Source organism: Pseudomonas sp. ICMP 3272, from assembly GCF_001466905.1.
GTDB lineage: Bacteria > Pseudomonadota > Gammaproteobacteria > Pseudomonadales > Pseudomonadaceae > Aquipseudomonas > Aquipseudomonas amygdali.
Window position 1 is genome coordinate 76,813 of record NZ_LKEK01000097.1, and the last position, 18,486, is coordinate 95,298.

Here is an 18,486-nt window from a genome sequence, read left to right on the forward strand (position 1 = left end):
TAACTGGATTATCGTCATCTCATGAGTGTTCAAAGGCTGCAAATGCAGCGATGACCTGTTCAACCTGCGCGCGCGACACATTCAGGTGGGTCACCATGCGCAGCCGCGCCGCGGCTGTGAGCACGATGCCACGCTCGGCGCAGAACGCCTTGAGTGATGCAGCGCGCTCACCGATCTGCACGTAGACCATGTTGGTCTGCACCGGCTCGACGGCGTAGCCGAGCCCGCTCAGGCCTTCGGCCAGAAACACAGCATTGGCATGGTCATCCGCCAGCCGCTCGACCTGATGATCCAGCGCATAGAGCCCTGCGGCAGCCAGCCCTCCGGCCTGACGCATGCCGCCACCGAGCATCTTGCGCAGGCGACGCGCTCTGGCGATCAATGGCTGCGATCCGCACAGTACCGAGCCGATCGGTGCGCCCAGCCCCTTGGAAAGGCACACCGAAACAGAATCGAAGTGCCGGGTAATCTCGCGGACATCGACGCCCAGCCTGACCGATGCGTTGTACAGCCGTGCGCCGTCCAGATGAAGGGCGAGGCCTTTTTCCAGCGTCAGTGTGCGTGCGGCAGCCAGGTATTCCAACGGTAGCACCTTGCCCTGCATGGTGTTTTCCAGGGCCAGCAGGCGTGTGCGGGCAAAGTGAAAGTCATCGGGCTTGATGGCGTCGAGCACCTGCTTCAGGTCCAGCGAGCCATCGGCCTGCACGTCCAGTGGCTGCGGCTGGATGGAACCCAGCACCGCTGCACCGCCGCCCTCGTACTTATACGTGTGTGCCTGCTGGCCGACGATGTATTCATCGCCACGCTCACAGTGCGCCATCAGTGCCAGCAGATTACTCATGGTGCCTGACGGGACAAACAGCGCGGCATCAAACCCGAGGCGCTCGGCGAGCGTCGCTTCGAGCAGGTTGACGGTTGGGTCCTCACCGTAGACGTCATCGCCAACGGGCGCACGTGCCATGGCATCGAGCATGCCGGCCGTAGGCAGAGTCACTGTGTCGCTGCGCAGATCGATGACAGTCACGAAAAAGCTCCCTGAAGTTGAAGATCGATAATGCATGCAACCTTTGGCTTGCAACAAGGCATTACTGAGGCCGCGGTACATGATAATCAAGCACCGCCGCTCTCGATACTCCGTGCCCTTATAAGAAAAAGGTAGGTGCACCGTACGAAAGTGTCCATGCATGATCCAGCGAACTGTGATAAAAATCCCGCGCCGGCCACGTAAAGTGCCGGCAACGTTCTCAGGGCGGGGTGCAATTCCCCACCGGCGGTAATGGCGCGCAATGCGTCTAGCCCGCGAGCGCTTGGGGGTCGCAGCTTTGGCTGGCGATCGGCAAGGTCAGCAGACCCGGTGTGATTCCGGGGCCGACGGTCATAGTCCGGATGAAGAGAGAGCGGGATTGGTGTCTGCAAGAACGTCTGCAAAACCTCATCATGAACGACATCGTTCAGGAGGCTTTCCTACGCGACTTGAATCCCTTTCGATCCAAACGCCCTGTTTTTTCTATAAACAGGAGTCAGAACACGTGCAACCTACTGCAATCGACAGCAAAAGCAAAAGCCACCCGAACGAACGCGTCGCCTTTATCCAGGCCTGCTGGCACAAGGATATTGTCGATCAAAGCCGTAAAGGTTTTATCGCCGAGATGGCCAATCATGGCTATGCGGAAAGTGACATCGACATCTTTGAAGTGGGCGGTGCCTTCGAAATTCCGCTGCATGCAAAACTGCTGGCCAATACCGGCCGCTACGCTGGCATCGTCGGCGCTGCACTGGTAGTGGACGGCGGCATCTATCGCCATGAATTCGTTGCACAGTCAGTGGTCAGTGCGCTGATGCAGGTCCAGCTGGAAACCGAAGTACCGGTGTTTTCCGTGGTCCTGACACCGCACCACTTCCATGCGGGCGAAGAACACCAGAAGTTCTTCTTCGATCACTTCTCGCACAAAGGCGAAGAAGCGGCGAAGACCTGCGCTGACACCTTGAACAAGGTACGCAGCCTGCGTCGCCTGGACGCTCAGCAAAAAGCGGCCTGCTGAAACGCGTAGGTGTGACGCAGAGCGTCACGAACTGCATGCCAACGCGGAGCATTGGCACGATAGGTGTTCTCCCGGACACCTATCGTTCCTCACGCTCCAGCGTGGGAATGCCGTTCTGGACGCTCTGCGTCCGATCTTGAGGGTGCCAGGCGATCAGCCAAGGCTACCCGCATCAGTCGGCACAATCAGAATCCCCGCCCGCAGGCCGTTTTTGACTTTCGGGTTGGGGAAGATGATCCTCGCGCCCTCCTCCTCTACCACCCAGCGTGAACCGCCCGCGTCTTCGGCCAGCACGTAGCCCTTTTCCAGCGGTGAGAAGTTTTCTACAGCATCGGCAAGGTTGAACGTGAATGCATCGGTACGCTTGATGACTTCGCGTGCCACGCTGAACAGTTGCAACCCCTCAAGATTTTCATCCAGCTCGGGCTCGCGGCCTTCGATGATCTGCTCCAGACGCAAACGCAGCGGCGCAAGGTTGACCTGTTGGTTCTGGCCGAACGGCCGGGCCTTGCCCAGTTCCAGAGTGAAGGCCTCGGCACCCAGTTGATCGTAGGTATAGGCGCTGAACACAATGGACGGCTTGTTCTGCAACAACACCGCACTCATCCCCGCAGCACGCAGCCGGGCCAGTTCGAGGCGCGAGTGCTGACGGCCTTCTTTCCACGGGTACAGCGCGAACTGCTCGATCTTCGAACCGCGAATGGCAGTGTGCAGGTCGTAATGCAGGCGGTAGCGATCCGGCAGGCTGAAAAAGCTGGCGGCCAGATGCTCCAGCTCGCAGGCACGCAGGGCTTCTGCACCGCCACTTTGCTCGTGACGACCGTTGAACAGCCGATTGACGTCCTGCTCGACAAACCGGGTACCGCGCCGCATGGCGTCGGGATTGCCGAACAGAAACAGGATACGTGCGCGCGGTTTAAGGTCGCCGCGCGCGATGCTGCGGATCAGTTCATCCAGCAGCTCGATGGGTGCTGTCTCGTTGCCATGAATACCGGCGGAGAGCAGCAGGTCCGTGCCATTGTCACGAACCTCCGGTGGGCGAACCTCCAGAGCCCCCTCGCCCATCCATCGCATCCGCACGCCTTCGACGGTCAGTTGAGTCTTTTCCGCTGGCTCACGTCCAGCCAGGGTCAGTTCAAGCAGTTTGCCGAGGGCGAGCATAGGGCAACTTCCTTAGTGGTTGCAGTCAGGGCCGTGAACGTGACCGTCTTCGTCGGCACCTGCGTCGGCCGGTTCCATTTCCAGTTGCAGGCTGACCAGGTTGGTTGCCAACGGGCGCAGCAGCAGGTTGGCGTACTCGGCATCGTCTTCTTCGACGTCAACGCCGATCAGCAATTGGCCACGGCCATCCTGCTGAATCCACAGTTCCTTGCCCTGCCAGATAATGGCAACGCGGGTGCAAGAGGTTTCCAGCTGGGTGCCATCGGTGTCTTCAAGGATCAGTTGCAGGGCGTCGCTCATAGTCGGAATGCTCTAGATAAAGAAATCATGCGCCAGACATTTGCCCGGCGCGCAGGGTGTTTCAATTCAGTTGAAACGGATAGACGGCACCCAGTTTAAGGATTTGCGTCAGTTCATCCAATGCCGTACGGCATTCGCTCAGCAATCGGGGATCGGCCAGATCGTTTTCACTCATGCGATCACGGTAGTGCCTGTCGACCCATTGCGTCAGCGTGTCGTACAGCGGCGCGGTCATGATCACGCCAGGGTTCACCGCAGCCAGCTCGGTTTCCTTGAGCGCTACACGCAGTCGCAGGCAGGCAGGGCCGCCGCCGTTCTGCATGCTTTGCTTGAGATCGAACACTTTGACCTGGGCAACCGGGCTGTCATCGGCAATCAACCGCTGCAGATAAGCCCAGACGCTCGCATTGGCCTGACACTCCTGCGGCACGATCAGCAGCATCGAGCCGTCCGGGCGTGACAACAACTGGCTATTGAACAGGTAAGAGCGCACCGCATCCTGCACCGAGACCTCGGCACGCGGCACACAAATCGCCCGCAACTGCCCGCCGACCCGGCCGAGTTTGTCGCGCAGCTCATTAAGCATTGGCTCGGTGTTGAGGAATGCATCCTCGTGATAGAACAGCACCTCACCGTTGCCGACCGCGATCACATCGTTATGAAATACACCCTGATCGATGACAGCCGGGTTTTGCTGAGCATAAACCACACCGCCCTCGCTCAAGCCATGCAAACGCGCAACAGCTCGTGACGCTTCCAGGGTCTGGCGGGCCGGATACTTTTGCGGTGCCGGGTAGCGGGTATCGAACGCACTGCGGCCAAAAACGAAAAACTCCACGCCGGGCTGGCCGTAGTCCTGACAGAAACGGGTGTGGTTGGCTGCGCCTTCGTCGCCGAACTGCGCGACTGGTGGCAACGCAGGATGATGGGCAAAGTGCTTTGCATCGGCAAACATCGCCCCCAGCACGCGGCTGGTGGTCGGGTGTTCGATGCTGCGATGGTATTTGCAGTTGAGGTTGGCTGCCGTGAAATGCACGCGCTCATCTGCGGTGTCGGCACTGGGGCTGACCGTCGCCGCGTTGGCCACCCACATGCTCGACGCCGAGCAACTGGCAACCAGCAATGGCATATCCTGACGGGCGGCTTTTTCAATCACCTGTTCATCGCTGCCGGTGAAACCCAGCTGCCGCAAACCGGCCACATCAGGGCGTTCCTGCGGTGCCAGCACGCCCTGGGTAAAGCCCAGGTCCATCAGCGCTTTCATTTTCGCCAGGCCTTGCAGCGCTGCTTCACGCGGGTTCGCGCATTGCTGGCTGTTACTCTGGGAGGCGACATTACCGTAGGACAACCCGCCGTAGTTGTGGGTTGGCCCGACCAGACCGTCAAAATTCACTTCACAGGACTTCATCGGCAAGGCTCCGTGGATCTGTTTTTATAAGCAATCGTGCGCACCCTGTCAGCTCAGCCTGATGCCGGGAGTCAGTGTCGTCGGCAGGGTCAGGCTGCCCGTCTCCAGCGAAGCCACCGGATAGGCGCAATAGTCGGCTGCGTAATAGGCGCTGGCGCGGTGGTTTCCCGAGGCTCCGACTCCGCCGAACGGTGCGCTGCTGGCGGCGCCGGTCAGCTGTTTGTTCCAGTTGACGATCCCGGCGCGGCTGTGCAGCCAGAACTGCTGATAGCGTGCTTCGGAGTCCGAGAGCAAACCTGCCGCCAGGCCATAGCGAGTGGCGTTGGCTTCAGCGATGGCGGCGTCGAAACCGGCGTAGCGGATGACCTGCAACAGCGGGCCGAACAGCTCTTCGTCAGGCCGCTCGGCGACCGCGCTGACATCCACAATGCCCGGCGTCAGCAGCGCCGCGCCGGGCTGCGGCTGACGCATTTCCAGCAAGGTCACTGCGCCGTTGGCGAGCAGGTTGCGCTGCGCTTCGAGCAAGGCGCGCGCGGCCTCCAGCGAAATGACCGAGCCCATGAACGGAGACGGCTGCTGATCGAACGCCCCCACCTCGATAGTCGCGCTGACGGCAACCAGTCGCGCCAGCAAGGCATCGCCCCAGTCGCCCTCGGGCACCAACAGGCGACGCGCACAGGTGCAGCGCTGGCCTGCGGAAATGAACGCCGACTGAATGATGGTGTAAACCGCTGCGTCGATGTTCTGAACCTGATCAACGATCAGTGGATTGTTACCGCCCATTTCCAACGCGAGAATCTTCTCGGGGCGCCCGGCGAACTGCTGGTGCAGCGCGTCACCGGTGCGGCTTGACCCGGTAAAGAACAGCCCGTCGATGCCTGGGTTGGCAGCCAGTGCAATACCGGTTTCGCGACCGCCTTGCAGCAGGTTGAGAACACCGGCAGGCAACCCGGCTTCGATCCAGCACTTGACGGTCAGTTCGGCGACTTTCGGCGTCAGTTCGCTGGGCTTGAACACTACCGTATTGCCCGCCAGCAAGGCCGGAACGATGTGCCCGTTAGGCAAATGACCAGGAAAGTTGTACGGCCCGAACACCGCGACCACACCATGTGGCTTATGGCGCAATACTGCGGTGGCATCGCCCAGCGGCCCGCTCTTTTCGCCGGTTCGTTCGCGATAGCTCTGCACCGAGATGGCAATCTTGTTGGCCATGCTGGTTACTTCGGTCGCCGACTCCCACAAAGGCTTGCCGGTTTCTTCACCGATGCAGTGCGCCAGTTCATCGGCGCGGCCCTTGAGGCTGGCAGCAAAGGCCTCCAGCACAGCAATGCGCTGGTCCAGAGACAGCAGCGCCCAGCCGGGAAATGCCTGACGCGCAGCCTGCACCGCGTAATCGACTTGTTCTGCCGTAGCGCTTTGCCCGGACCACAGCGTCTGCTGGCTCACCGGGTTCAACGAATGGAACAGCTCGCCCTGCCCGGCCTGCCATGCACCTGCAATATAAAGGGTACTCATCAAACGCCCTCCCGCGCCGCAGACAAAGGCACGGCGCGCACGTTGTCGCCTGCACTCATGCGCAGCCGCTTGGCGGTTTGTGGCGCAACCACCAGCGTACCGGCGGCGAAACGCGCAGCGCCTACCGTAATGCGGCAGTCTTCACGCTTGCGGTTGTAAATCAGGAACTGCGGCGCATCGTCACCTGGCGTGCCGATGGCCAGCACCAGCGCCTGACTGTCCTTGATTGCGCGAATCTTGCCGGTCTCGCACTCGATGGCAGGTCCCGCATCGAAGATGTCGACGTAACCCTGATACGAGAAACCCTCGCCCTTGAGCATGGTCAGCGCAGGCTCGGTGTCGGCATGCACGCGGCCGATCACATTGCGTGCATCTTCGGAAAGAAAGCAGCTGTACAGCGGAAACTTGGGCATCAACTCGGCAATGAATGCCTTGTTGCCAACACCGGTCAGGTAATCGGCTTGGCTGAATTCCATCTTGAAGAAATGCCGTCCCAGACTTTCCCAGAACGGCGACCGGCCATTCTCGTCGGACATGCCACGCATCTCGGCAATGATCTTGTTACCGAACAGTTTCGGAAATTCGGCGATGAACAGCATGCGCGCTTTGGACAGCAGGCGGCCATTGAGGCCGTTGCGCGAATCGCTGTGCAGGAACAGCGAGCACAGCTCGGAATTGCCGGTCAGATCGTTGGCCAGGAACAGGGTCGGGATTTCCCGGTAGATGTTCAGTTCCTGCGAAGCACTGACCGTGAGGCCGACCCGGTAGTTGTACCAAGGCTCGCGCAAGCCGACCGCCCCGGCGATGGCAGAAATGCCGACCACCCGGCCATCGTCATCTTCAAGCACGAACAGATAGTCGGCATCGCCGCGCTCGGCTTCTCCGCGAAAGGTCTTTTCAGCCCAGCCTACCCGGTGCGCCAGACGCTGCTCATTGGCGGGCAGGGTCGTCAGACCGGCACCGGTGCTGCGCGCCAGCTCGATCAACGCAGGCAGGTCACTGCTGCGTACAGGACGAACGATCATGTTATCTCCTCAGCGGCTCATCGAGAGCCTTGAAACTCGCTAATCGGCTATCGAACGTCTGGCTCAGACCGCGACGATCCGCACACTGGCACCTTCACCAACGCCCAGTGCGTCGGCGGCCTGGAGGCTCAGCACCACTGGCCTGCCGGGCGCCCAGTCCAGTTCCAGAAGCACCGCGCGGTAATCCTGCAACAGGCCGTTGGCAACCAAGTACAAACGCCCGCCTGTGCCGACATCGCTGCTTTGCGCGGTTTCGACTTTCACTGGCACCAGACGGCTCTGAGCAATGGACCGGATCCCGGATACCTTGGCATGCAGAGTCGGGCCACCGTCGAAGATGTCGATGTAATGGTCGGTTTCAAAGCCTTCGCGCATCAGGATGTCGAAGGTGATCTGCGCACGCGGATGCACCTGGCCCATGGCCTCCTGCGCAGCGTCAGGCAGCAATGGCACGTAGATCGGGTAATGCGGCATCAGCTCGGCGAGGAAGGTCCGGCTTTTCAGTCCGCACAGGCGCTCGGCAGCGGCGTAATTGAGGTCGAAGAAGTTGCGCCCGATGGCATCCCAGAATGGCGAATCGCCCTGCTCGTCGCTGTAACCGACGATCTCGGTGACCACCGAATCGGCGAAGCGCTCGGGGTGGCTGGCGACAAACAGCAGACGGCCGCGAGAGTTGAGCTCCGACCACGCCGTGCCGACCAGTTCCGGGACCACATAGAAGCTGGTCAGCAGGCTGTTACCGGTCAGGTCGTGACACTGGGACAGAACATGGATCTTGTTGTGGATCTTCAGTTCGCGGGACGCATGCACGAAGGTTTCGTTGCGAAAACTGTAGAACGGCTCGGAGTAGCCCGCCGAAGCAACAATGCCCGAGCAGCCCACCAGCTTGCCGCTTTCGCTGTCTTCGAGCACGAAGAAGTAGGTTTCTTCGCCGTTGAAGCTGACCTCGGCGGCGAACGATGCCTCCGACGAGCCGATCTTGTCGGTCAGGCGGCCAGCATCGTCGGGCAAGGACGTGACACCGATAGGGCTGTCGGCAGCGAGGCGTTGAACCTCGGCCAGATCAGCCATTTGCGCAGGGCGCATCACCAGCATGGTGCCACTCCTTGTAGATCGACCGGCATTTACGACCGGCACTGATAAAAGCACCACACGGCATCATGCCGCCCAGCACAGGAAAATGTCCGGTGTTTGCCGGCCAGGCAGACACCGGGATATAGCGGATGAGTCAGGACGTCAGCTTGGCAATGGCACGTTCGAAGCGGTTCAGGCCTTCTTCGATGTCTGCGTCTTCAATCACCAGGCTCGGCGCGAAACGGATCACGTCGGGACCGGCCTGCAGAATCATCAGATCCTGGGCTTCAGCGGCGTTGAAAATGTCCTTGGCCTTGCCTTTCCAGGCGTCTGACAACACGCACCCGATCAACAGGCCCAGGCCGCGCACTTCGGTGAACACGCCGTACTGCTGGCCGATGCTCTCCAGGCGGGTCTTGAATTGCTGATGCTTGCGCTGCACGCCAGCCAGCACTTCAGGCGTATTGACGACATCGATCACCGCTTCACCGACCGCGCAGGCCAGCGGGTTGCCGCCATACGTGGTGCCGTGGACGCCGACCGCAAAGTGTTTGGCGAGTTTTTCAGTGGTCAGCATGGCCGCCAGCGGAAAACCGCCACCGATGCTTTTGGCGCTGGAAAGGATGTCCGGGGTCACGCCGTAATGCATGTAGGCGAACAGATGACCGCTACGGCCCATGCCGCTCTGCACTTCATCGAACACCATCAACGCGTTGTGCTCGTCACACAGTTTGCGCGCGCCTTGCAGGTATTCAAGCTGGCCCGGCAACACGCCGCCTTCGCCCTGAATCGGCTCCAGCACCACGGCGCAGGTCTTGTCGGTAACAGCCGCTTTCAACGCTTCAAGGTCGTTGTACGGCACGTGGCTGATGCCGGTGATTTTCGGCCCGAAACCATCGGAGTACTTCGGCTGCCCACCCACGCTGACAGTGAACAGGGTACGGCCATGAAAACTGTTCAGGGCCGCGATGATTTCGTACTTTTCCGGGCCGTACTGATCATGCGCCACACGACGCGCCAGCTTGAAAGCGGCTTCGTTGGCTTCAGCACCGGAGTTACAGAAGAACACGCGCTCGGCGAACGTCGCATCCACCAGCTTTTTCGCCAGACGCAGGGTCGGCTCGTTGGTGAAAACGTTGGACACATGCCAGAGTTTGTTGGCCTGCTCGGTCAAGGCACCGACCAGCGCCGGATGGCAGTGGCCCAATACGTTGACGGCGATCCCGCCCGAGAAATCCACCAGTTCGCGTCCCGCCTGATCCCAGACCCGGGAGCCCGCACCGCGCACGGGAATGAACCCGGCCGGGGCGTAATTGGGGACCATTACCTGGTCGAAATCGGCGCGTTGCACCGCAGCATGCTCAACGGACATCGGAGTCTCCTGATGAGGAACGCCTGCCTGAAACTGGCGAGCGATGGGAAGATTGTAAGGACTGAATTGTGTTCGGCCTTGCCGCCAGGCGACAACTTGTTACAGCGCAAAACCGGGTTTTTTCAAGGTTTTCGGCAATGCGACATATTGCGTCACAAAGGCGCAGTTTAAACGGATTGAGGTCGGCCTGTCTGGACCTGAGCTGTCGCGGCAGCACTTCTATCGCGACAAGACAATCAACCGCGTTCGGCAGGCACCGGCGAAAGTTCGAACGGACTGCTGCTGCGTCGCTGGTTGCGGTCTTCACGCGGCGTGGCGCCGAAGAAGTTGCGGTAGGCGCTGGAGAAGTGCGGCCCCGAGGAAAAACCGCACGAAAGGCCGATCTGAATGATCGATTTGCTGGTCTGCATCAGCATCTGGCGCGCCTTGTTCAGGCGCAGCTCAAGGTAATACTGGCTGGGTACACGGTTGAGGTACTGCTTGAAAATCCGCTCCAGCTGACGGCGCGACACACACACGTGCTGGGCGATTTCGTCAGTGGTCAACGGCTCTTCGATGTTGGCTTCCATCAACAGTACAGCCTGGGTCAGCTTTGGATGGCTGGAGCCCAGACGGTTCTGCAACGGAATGCGCTGACGCTCGCCTCCTTCGCGAATGCGTTCGACCACCAGTTCCTCGGAAACCGCCCCGGCCAGTTCCGCGCCGTGATCGCGAGACAGCACTGCCAGCAGCAGGTCGAGCACCGACATGCCACCGCAGGCGGTCAGACGATCCCGGTCCCAGTCGAACAAATGGCTGGTGGCGATGACTTTGGGGAAGCGTTCAGCGAAGTCGTCCTGCCAGCGCCAGTGCACAGCAGCGCGATAGCCATCCAGCAGGCCCAGTTGCGCGAGCGGGTAAACGCCCGCTGACAGTCCGCCAATCGAACAGCCGGCACGCACCAGTTGCTTGAGCGCGCTGCCCAGCGCCGGGGCCACGGCTGCCGGAGGCTCATCGGCGAGCAGAAACAGCTTCTGAAAACCGTCCAGTCGCCCGGTCCAAGGCTCGCCCGGCAATTGCCAGGCGCCGGCAACTGCTGTCGGCTCCCCTGCCTCGGCCTGTAGAAACGACAATTCGTAGACCACTTCAGGATGAACGCGCTGAGCGACACGCAAGGCTTCCTCGGCAAGTGCCAGAGTCAGGGCTTTGGTGCCAGGCCAGACGAGAAAACCTATTCGATGGGCAGTCATTGGGAGATCCGATACGTATTGCCGCAAAAGCCGAGCCTCAGAAGATGGCTCGATCTGGAACATCCAGGTTATGTCGCGCGTCGCGCAGCATGCCCTGTTCTGCCGTAAAAAGGCATCGCCATGCGATGCCGATCGTCACTTGAGGCTGCCTGACAGGAACTGCTGCAGACGCTCGGTCTGTGGGTTGGCCAGTACCTCGCGCGGGTCACCACGCTCCAGAACCACACCCTGGTGCAGGAAAACCAGCTGGTTGGAGACTTCCCGGGCAAAGCCCATTTCGTGAGTCACCACCACCATGGTCCGGCCTTCCTGAGCCAGCCCCTGCATGACCTTGAGCACATCACCAACCAGTTCAGGGTCGAGCGCCGAGGTAGGCTCGTCGAACAGCATCACTTCAGGTTCCATCGCCAGCGCGCGGGCAATGGCCACACGCTGCTGCTCGCCACCGGACATGTGTCCTGGATAAGCGTCCTTACGATGGGACACGCCGACCTTGGCCAGGTAGTGCTCGGCTTTTTCCAGCGCTTCCTTTTTCGACACGCCCAGAACATGAACCGGCGCTTCGATGATGTTCTGCAGCGCCGTCATGTGCGACCACAGGTTGAAGTGCTGGAACACCATCGACAGGCGTGAGCGCATGCGCTGCAACTGTCTGGCGTCAGCAGCTTTCAGACCGCCGTCCTTGTTCGGCACCAGCTTCAACTCTTCGTTGTTGAGCAGGATCTTGCCGGCATGGGGCTGTTCGAGCAGGTTGATGCAGCGCAGAAAGGTGCTTTTGCCCGAGCCGCTGGAGCCGATGATGCTGATGACATCGCCAGCTTTGGCGGTCAGGGACACGCCCTTGATCACTTCGTGACTGCCATAGCGCTTGTGCAGGTCCTGCACTTCCAGTTTGTTCATGCTTTGGGTTCCCACAGAACGGTCAATCACTGAGCAGACGTCCATGACGCAGCGCGGTGCGCCCCGCCACTTTGGCCAGCCAGAAACCTGGTTGAGCGTAACGAAGCCGCTCGATGGCAAACAGCACCCCGGCAGTATTCGCACAAATGGTACTGACCTGATCGGACAGCGGGTCGATGACTTCGAACAGCGCATCGCCGATTTCGACTTTATCGCCTGCGGCACGCAGGAATGTCACCACGCCAGGATGCGGCGCATAGAGCAATTCGGTACCTTCGAATGGCAGACCTTCACAGGCTTGATGTGCCGGCTGCGGCCAGTCACCGCTGATAAAACCCTGTTCGGCCAGAAACGCCAGAATGCCTTCGGCGTGCGCTTGCGCCTGAGGCTTGCCGGTGTCGGCCTGACCACCCAGCTCGATAGTGGTCGCCAGACACGCCAGCGGGATCTGCGCCTGCGGGAAGGTCCGTGACAGACGCAACCACGGCAGCGAACAGGCTTCATCGAAGGAACTGCCGCCGGAATCCTCGGCCAGCAGCGCCACCTGAATATTCAGGTGCGCCGACAGCGAGCGCCATTGCGGCCAGTGCTGCGGCAAGGCATACATATGCAGCGCGGCATCGGCATCGCAATGCAGGTCAAGCACCACATCAGCGATGCAGGCATGCTTGAGCAGGATGCGCTGCATGCCCTGCAACTCCGATTGCGCGGCAGGCAAGCCTTCAAGTGCAGTCATCATCGCCTGACGAATCAATTGGGTATTGGCGCGCGGGTCATCGCCCAACTGACCTTCCAGCAACTCGGCGACCGGCTCGCTCAGCTCGGTGAAGTCACGGTTGAAATTCTTGCCGCTGCCGAACTCGAAACGCCCTTGGTGTGCGCCTTGCAGCAACTGGCCCAGCCCCAGCGGATTGGCCACCGGCACCAGCTCGACGACGCCCTTGAGGGCGCCTTGCTGTTCCAGCTCGGTCAGGCGTTTCTTCAACTCCCAGGCGGTGCGCATGCCGGGCAGCTCGTCTGCGTGCAGACTGGCCTGAATGTACGCTTTGCGCTCGCCGGTGCCGAAACGAAAGACACTCAGCGTGCGTTCGGTGCCGAGGGTACTCCACGGCAATACATGATCGATTCTTTGCATTTCAGACCTTCCGTGGGGCCAGATAGCCCAGCCAGCGGCGTTCGGCAATTTTGAACAGCCGCACCAGAATGAATGTCAGGCACAGATAGAAAACCCCTGCGGTAACGTAAGCTTCGAACGGCAGGTAGAACTGCGCGTTGACCGTGCGGGCAGCGCCGGTGATGTCGATCAGGGTCACGATGGAGGCCAGACTGGTCGTCTGCAGCATCATGATGACCTCGTTACTGTACTGCGGCAGCGCCCGGCGCAAGGCCGACGGCAGCAGAATGCGCCGATACATTTTGGCCTTCGACATGCCCATGGCCCGCGCTGCCTCGATTTCACCGGCCGGCGTGGCCTTGAGGCTGCCAGCAATGATCTCGGCTGTGTAGGCGCTGGTATTGATGGTGAACGCCAGACAGGCACAAAACGTAGCGCTGGACAGCCAGGGCCATAAAAAGCTTTCGCGCACCGCGTCGAACTGGGCCAGCCCGTAATAAATCAGGAACAGCTGGACCAGCATCGGCGTGCCGCGAATCACATAGGTGTACAGCCAGGCAGGCATGTTGACCCAAGGGTTTTTCGAGACCCGCATCAGGCCCAGCGGCAACGCCGCGAGCAGCCCGAACGCGAGCGAAATCGCCAGCAGTTTCAGGGTGGTCAGCAAGCCGCCGAAGTACAGTGGCAGGCTGTCCCAGATCACGTTGTAGTCAAAGATCATAGGTCAGCCGCCCTGACGCCTACCGAGTAGCGTTTTTCTAGGTAACGCAAGGCGAGCAGCGACACGCTGGTGATCACCAGGTACATCGCCGCAACCGCCAGAAAGAAGGTGAAAGGCTCGCGGGTGGCATCGGCCGCCTGCTTGGCCTTGAACATCATGTCCTGCAGTCCGACCACGGAAATCAGTGCAGTGGCCTTGGTCAAGACCAGCCAGTTATTGGTGAAACCGGGGATCGCCAGACGAATCATCTGCGGCACCAGAATGCGGAAGAACACCTTGCCGCTGCTCAGGCCATACGCCATGCCTGCTTCGGCCTGCCCCTTGGGGATGGCCATGAACGCACCGCGAAAGGTTTCCGAGAGATAGGCACCAAAAATGAAGCCCAGAGTGCAGATCCCGGCCAGCAAGGGGTCAAGATCGATGTAGTCATCAAAACCCAGCAGCGGCGCAACGCGGTTAAGCAGGTCCTGACCGCCGTAGAAAATCAGCAATATCAGGACCAGATCGGGAATGCCGCGAATGACCGTGCTGTACAGATCGCCCAGCCAGGCAATCCAGCGTACCGGCGACAAACGAAGCGCCACGCCGATCAGACCGAGAACGATCGCCAGAGCCATCGACGACAGGGCCAGCTGCAACGTCAGCCAGGCACCTTCGAGGATGACAGCTCCGTAACCTTTCAACATGATGTGCGGTCCTCAAGCGTGGAATAAAAATGGCGCAAGCCAGGCAATTCTGTTTGCGCCATTGATCAGGATCGGTATGACGACTTACTTGCCGTAGATATCGAAGTCGAAATATTTGTCCTGAATCGCTTTGTACTTGCCGTTGGCACGGATGGCTGCAATGGCGGCATTCAGGCGCTCAAGGTTGGCCTTGTCACCCTTGCGCACGGCGATGCCGATGCCGTCACCGAAGTATTTCGGGTCGGTAAACGATGGACCTGTGAACGCGTAACCCTTGCCTGCGTCGGTCTTCAGGAAACCGTCCTGCAGCAGGGTGGCGTCGGCAATAGTGCCATCCAGACGACCCGCACCGATATCCAGGTAGATTTCGTTCTGCGAACCGTACGGCGTCACTTCCACACCTTTGGGAGCAAGAACTTCACGGGCGAAACGCTCATGGATCGAACCGCGCTGCACGCCGATTTTCTTGCCCTTGAGTTCCGCCAGGCTGTCGCTGATCACGGTGCCGTCTTTCATGACCAGACGGGCCGGGGAATTGTAGTACTTGCCGGTGAAATCCACAGACTTCTTGCGGTCGTCGGTGATCGACATGGACGAAAGGATCGCGTCGATCTTGCGCACTTTCAGCGCTGGGATAAGACCGTCGAATTCCTGCTCGACCCAGGTGCACTTGACCTTCATTTCTTCACACAGCGCATTGCCGATGTCGTAGTCAAAACCGACGATGCTGCCATCCGGAGCCTTGGAAGCGAACGGAGGGTAAGCCGCTTCGATGCCGATTTTCAGCGGTTTTTCATCAGCAAAGATCGGCTGGGCGAGCACGGACAACGCCATCGCGCCAATAAGCATGAGCTTCTTCATTTCCAGGACTCCATCGGTAAAGCACGACAAGTGGCAAAGTGAGCAAGCGCCCAATGTGCGAAAGGACAATCTCGGGGGAGAGCGACGCCGGGGGTGTGACACCGCATTGGTGGCTCACGGACCTTCGGCGAATGACGGGCATTTTAACGACAGGCTCGAAGTCGATATTTCTTCAATGCGACAACTAGTTACAGATGCACCGAAAACCCACTACCAGCTATTGACGAAGCATATTTCTGCTGATCCAGAAGGGCCAGCTAAACCTGTCATAACAGCAAAAAGCGCGCCCATTATTGGCAAACCCTTCTAATCCGGCAAGCCCAGCGTTCCATATGGCGGATGAAACGCCCTGATGCGTCGCAGCTTCCTACAAGAAAGCCAGAGAACGTCCCACAATGAAGCACCGTCCGACAACGCCGTGTAAACCCGTAACAAACCGATATATATCTCGTTTCCGATACCGGGCCGCACAAACAAAAGCGCCCCGCCCGGCGTTAACCGGACGAGGCGCGCTCAGTCAATGAGCGGTCAGGCAGCGTTCATGGTCTTGTGCGTGTCAATCAGGTGCTGCACCACACCCGGATCGGCCAGCGTCGAGATGTCACCCAGCGCATCGTACTCAGCGGTGGCAATCTTGCGCAGGATACGGCGCATGATCTTCCCCGAACGAGTCTTCGGCAATCCAGGTGCCCACTGGATGAAATCAGGCGAAGCAATCGGGCCGATCTCCTTGCGCACCCAGTTGCGCAACTCAGTGCGCAGGGCATCGCTCGGTTCTTCGCCACCGTTGAGGGTCACGTAGACGTAGATGCCCTGCCCTTTCAAGTCATGCGGCACACCGACCACTGCGGCTTCGGCGACTTTCGGGTGCGCAACCATCGCGCTTTCGATCTCTGCGGTGCCCATGCGATGGCCGGAAACGTTGAGCACATCATCTACGCGCCCGGTGATCCAGTAGTAGCCGTCCTCATCGCGACGGGCACCGTCACCGGTGAAGTACATGCCACGGAAGGTCTTGAAGTAGGTGTCGACGAAACGGTCGTGGTCGCCATACAGCGAGCGTGACTGACCCGGCCAGGAATCGAGAATCACCAGATTGCCTTCGGCCGCACCCTCGATGAGGTTGCCCAGGTTGTCCACCAACGCCGGAATCACGCCGAAGAACGGACGTGTTGCCGAGCCCGGTTTCAGCGCTGTTGCGCCTGGCAGCGGGCTGATCAGAATGCCACCGGTTTCGGTCTGCCACCAGGTATCGACAATCGGGCAGTTCTGTTTACCAACGGTGTTGTAGTACCAGCCCCAGGCTTCAGGGTTGATCGGCTCGCCCACCGAACCCAACAGACGCAGACTGGACCCGTCGGCACCTTCAACGGACTTGGTGCCCTCGGCCATCATGGCGCGGATCGCGGTCGGCGCGGTGTAGAGGATATTGACCTTGTGCTTGTCGATGATTTTCGACACACGCGTGATGTCCGGGTAGTTCGGCACACCTTCAAACAGCAGCGTGGTTGCACCATTGGCCAAGGGGCCATAGACAATGTAGCTGTGCCCGGTGACCCAGCCGACGTCGGCGGTGCACCAGTAGATTTCGCCCGGCTTGTAGTCGAATACGCGCTCATGGGTCAGCGCCGCGTAAAGCAGATAACCCGCAGTGGTGTGCAACACGCCTTTGGGTTTGCCGGTCGAGCCCGAGGTGTAAAGGATGAACAGCGACTCTTCGGCCCCCATCTCTTTTGGCGCGCAGGTGCTGGAGGCCACTTCCAGAAGCGAGTGGTACCAGATATCACGATGACGGTTCCACTCGATTTCGCCACCGGTACGTTTGCAGACGATGACCTTCTGCACGCTGCTGGTTTCCGGGTTGGTCAGGGCACGGTCGACATTCGCCTTGAGCGCAGTCTTCTTGCCACCGCGCAGGCCTTCGTCGGCGGTGATGACCACTTTGGAACTGCAATCGATAATCCGCCCAGCCAGTGCTTCCGGCGAGAAACCGCCGAATACCACTGAGTGAATCGCACCGATCCGGGCGCACGCCAGCATGGCGACCACAGCCTCGGGGATCATCGGCATGTAGATGGTGACGACGTCACCACGGTGCACGTCCTGACCGCGCAGTGCGTTGGCAAACTTGCAGACTTCAGCGTGCAGCTCGCGGTAGGTGATTTCGCGGTGCTCGGAAGGGTCATCGCCTTCCCAGATGATGGCAATGGTGTCGCCGCGCTCTGCCAGATGGCGATCCAGGCAGTTATAGGCAACGTTCAGCGTACCGTCGGCGAACCATTTGATATCGACACGATGGTCGTCGAACGAGGTTTGCTTGACCACACTGAAAGGTTTGATCCAGTCGAGGCGCTGAGCCTGTTCACGCCAGAAACCATCAGGGTTGACCACCGACTGCTGGTACATGGCCTTGTAGGTCGCTTCATCCGTCAGCGTAGTCGCTGCGACTTCTGGGCGGACGGGGTACAGGGAAGCTGCACTCATCTTGGTTACCTCGGTGGATAGTTGTTGTTTTATGCACCCGTTGTATCCCGCCCCACCCGGTGGGGCCATTCGACGTTGGTATTACCGGGCGGGGCCGGAGCCTCAGACGGCCTCCGGATTATTACCGTTTTGATGAAAGCGCTTATCCAAAGTCTTTATATATGTCGCCTTGCAACAGGCCTAGAATTCATCTCGCCAACACGGCAACTATCAGCTGCCCCCACGCAGCCCGCTTCTAGATATCAAACAGAGTTCGCACATGACGCTAAAAGCGTGATGCGCACGCGCTCACTTTTAAAAAGGTAAAACACAATGAAAGCTTTATTAGTGACATTGGCACTGTGCGGTGTCAGCAGCTTCGCCATGGCCGAAGAATCGCAGACCAAAGTTGCTGCCCAGCAAGCCCGTGTCGAGCAGTACACGTATGGCACTCATCTGGATATCGCCCGGGTTATTTCCATCAGCCAGATCCCCAACGTCTGCGAAGTGGTCCCGGCGCGCATGGTCTATGAAGACTCGCAAGGCGCACGACACACCATGAGCTACCAGGTGATGGGCAACGGCTGCAGCAACGGTTGATGCTTTTCGCTGTTG

Annotated in this window: 17 protein-coding genes and 1 riboswitch; of the genes, 2 read left to right on the plus strand and 15 right to left on the minus strand. The window is 59.7% G+C overall.

Translation table 11 applies throughout. The features are described 5' to 3' along the window. Nucleotides 1-19: 19 nt before the first annotated feature. Complete coding sequence (ltaE, locus tag AO068_RS23755) at nucleotides 20-1,024, minus strand: low-specificity L-threonine aldolase (protein ID WP_058409636.1); 1,005 nt, start codon at nucleotides 1,022-1,024, stop codon at nucleotides 20-22. A 212-nt stretch (nucleotides 1,025-1,236) separates the two neighbouring features. Beyond that, nucleotides 1,237-1,403, plus strand: a riboswitch (FMN riboswitch). Between the two features lie 126 nt (nucleotides 1,404-1,529). Here ltaE and AO068_RS23760 point away from each other — a divergent pair. Continuing rightward, nucleotides 1,530-2,042 (plus strand): 6,7-dimethyl-8-ribityllumazine synthase, encoded by a 513-nt coding sequence (locus tag AO068_RS23760; protein WP_005746300.1) that lies wholly within the window; start codon nucleotides 1,530-1,532, stop codon nucleotides 2,040-2,042. A 153-nt stretch (nucleotides 2,043-2,195) separates the two neighbouring features. On the opposite strand, the gene astE is transcribed toward AO068_RS23760, so the two are convergent. From astE to acs, 14 genes are all read right to left on the minus strand, one after another. Next, complete coding sequence (gene astE, locus AO068_RS23765; RefSeq protein ID WP_054071193.1) at nucleotides 2,196-3,203, minus strand: succinylglutamate desuccinylase; 1,008 nt, start codon at nucleotides 3,201-3,203, stop codon at nucleotides 2,196-2,198. A 12-nt stretch (nucleotides 3,204-3,215) separates the two neighbouring features. Then, nucleotides 3,216-3,503 carry a hypothetical protein gene (locus tag AO068_RS23770; RefSeq protein WP_005731381.1) on the minus strand — a complete coding sequence of 96 codons (288 nt, stop codon included), beginning with the start codon at nucleotides 3,501-3,503 and terminating at the stop codon, nucleotides 3,216-3,218. Between the two features lie 61 nt (nucleotides 3,504-3,564). Beyond that, the gene (gene astB / locus AO068_RS23775; protein WP_058409637.1) at nucleotides 3,565-4,911 is read right to left on the minus strand and encodes an N-succinylarginine dihydrolase; all 1,347 of its coding nucleotides are present in this window, start codon (nucleotides 4,909-4,911) and stop codon (nucleotides 3,565-3,567) included. Nucleotides 4,912-4,959: 48 nt separating this feature from the next. After that, the gene (gene astD / locus AO068_RS23780; protein ID WP_161936608.1) at nucleotides 4,960-6,429 is read right to left on the minus strand and encodes a succinylglutamate-semialdehyde dehydrogenase; all 1,470 of its coding nucleotides are present in this window, start codon (nucleotides 6,427-6,429) and stop codon (nucleotides 4,960-4,962) included. Further along, entirely contained in the window at nucleotides 6,426-7,451 is a 1,026-nt protein-coding gene (astA, locus tag AO068_RS23785) for an arginine N-succinyltransferase (RefSeq protein ID WP_004659722.1), read from the minus strand. Before astA ends, astD begins: the two co-directional genes overlap by 4 nt. A 63-nt stretch (nucleotides 7,452-7,514) precedes the next feature. Next, entirely contained in the window at nucleotides 7,515-8,546 is a 1,032-nt protein-coding gene (aruF, locus tag AO068_RS23790) for an arginine/ornithine succinyltransferase subunit alpha (RefSeq protein ID WP_005746295.1), read from the minus strand. A gap of 133 nt (nucleotides 8,547-8,679) precedes the next feature. Further along, nucleotides 8,680-9,897, minus strand: a complete 1,218-nt coding sequence (locus tag AO068_RS23795; RefSeq protein WP_058409639.1) for an aspartate aminotransferase family protein — start codon at nucleotides 9,895-9,897, stop codon at nucleotides 8,680-8,682. Nucleotides 9,898-10,133: 236 nt separating this feature from the next. Then, nucleotides 10,134-11,126, minus strand: a complete 993-nt coding sequence (gene argR / locus AO068_RS23800; protein ID WP_004665895.1) for a transcriptional regulator ArgR — start codon at nucleotides 11,124-11,126, stop codon at nucleotides 10,134-10,136. 135 nt (nucleotides 11,127-11,261) lie between these two features. Further along, nucleotides 11,262-12,026 carry an ABC transporter ATP-binding protein gene (locus AO068_RS23805; RefSeq protein WP_002554439.1) on the minus strand — a complete coding sequence of 255 codons (765 nt, stop codon included), beginning with the start codon at nucleotides 12,024-12,026 and terminating at the stop codon, nucleotides 11,262-11,264. Between the two features lie 22 nt (nucleotides 12,027-12,048). Then, a complete protein-coding gene (locus AO068_RS23810; RefSeq protein WP_005781864.1) occupies nucleotides 12,049-13,161 on the minus strand; it encodes a succinylglutamate desuccinylase/aspartoacylase family protein in 1,113 nt (370 codons plus the stop codon). Nucleotide 13,162: 1 nt separating this feature from the next. After that, entirely contained in the window at nucleotides 13,163-13,861 is a 699-nt protein-coding gene (locus AO068_RS23815; protein ID WP_002554441.1) for an ABC transporter permease, read from the minus strand. Next, complete coding sequence (locus AO068_RS23820) at nucleotides 13,858-14,547, minus strand: ABC transporter permease (RefSeq protein ID WP_002554442.1); 690 nt, start codon at nucleotides 14,545-14,547, stop codon at nucleotides 13,858-13,860. Before AO068_RS23820 ends, AO068_RS23815 begins: the two co-directional genes overlap by 4 nt. Before the next feature lie 84 nt (nucleotides 14,548-14,631). Then, a complete protein-coding gene (locus AO068_RS23825; RefSeq protein WP_002554443.1) occupies nucleotides 14,632-15,408 on the minus strand; it encodes an ABC transporter substrate-binding protein in 777 nt (258 codons plus the stop codon). Between the two features lie 528 nt (nucleotides 15,409-15,936). Further along, complete coding sequence (acs, locus tag AO068_RS23830; RefSeq protein WP_002554444.1) at nucleotides 15,937-17,892, minus strand: acetate--CoA ligase; 1,956 nt, start codon at nucleotides 17,890-17,892, stop codon at nucleotides 15,937-15,939. Between the two features lie 312 nt (nucleotides 17,893-18,204). On the opposite strand from acs, the gene AO068_RS23835 reads away from it, so the two are divergent. Beyond that, entirely contained in the window at nucleotides 18,205-18,471 is a 267-nt protein-coding gene (locus AO068_RS23835; RefSeq protein WP_002554445.1) for a DUF2790 domain-containing protein, read from the plus strand. The last annotated feature ends 15 nt before the right edge of the window (nucleotides 18,472-18,486 follow it).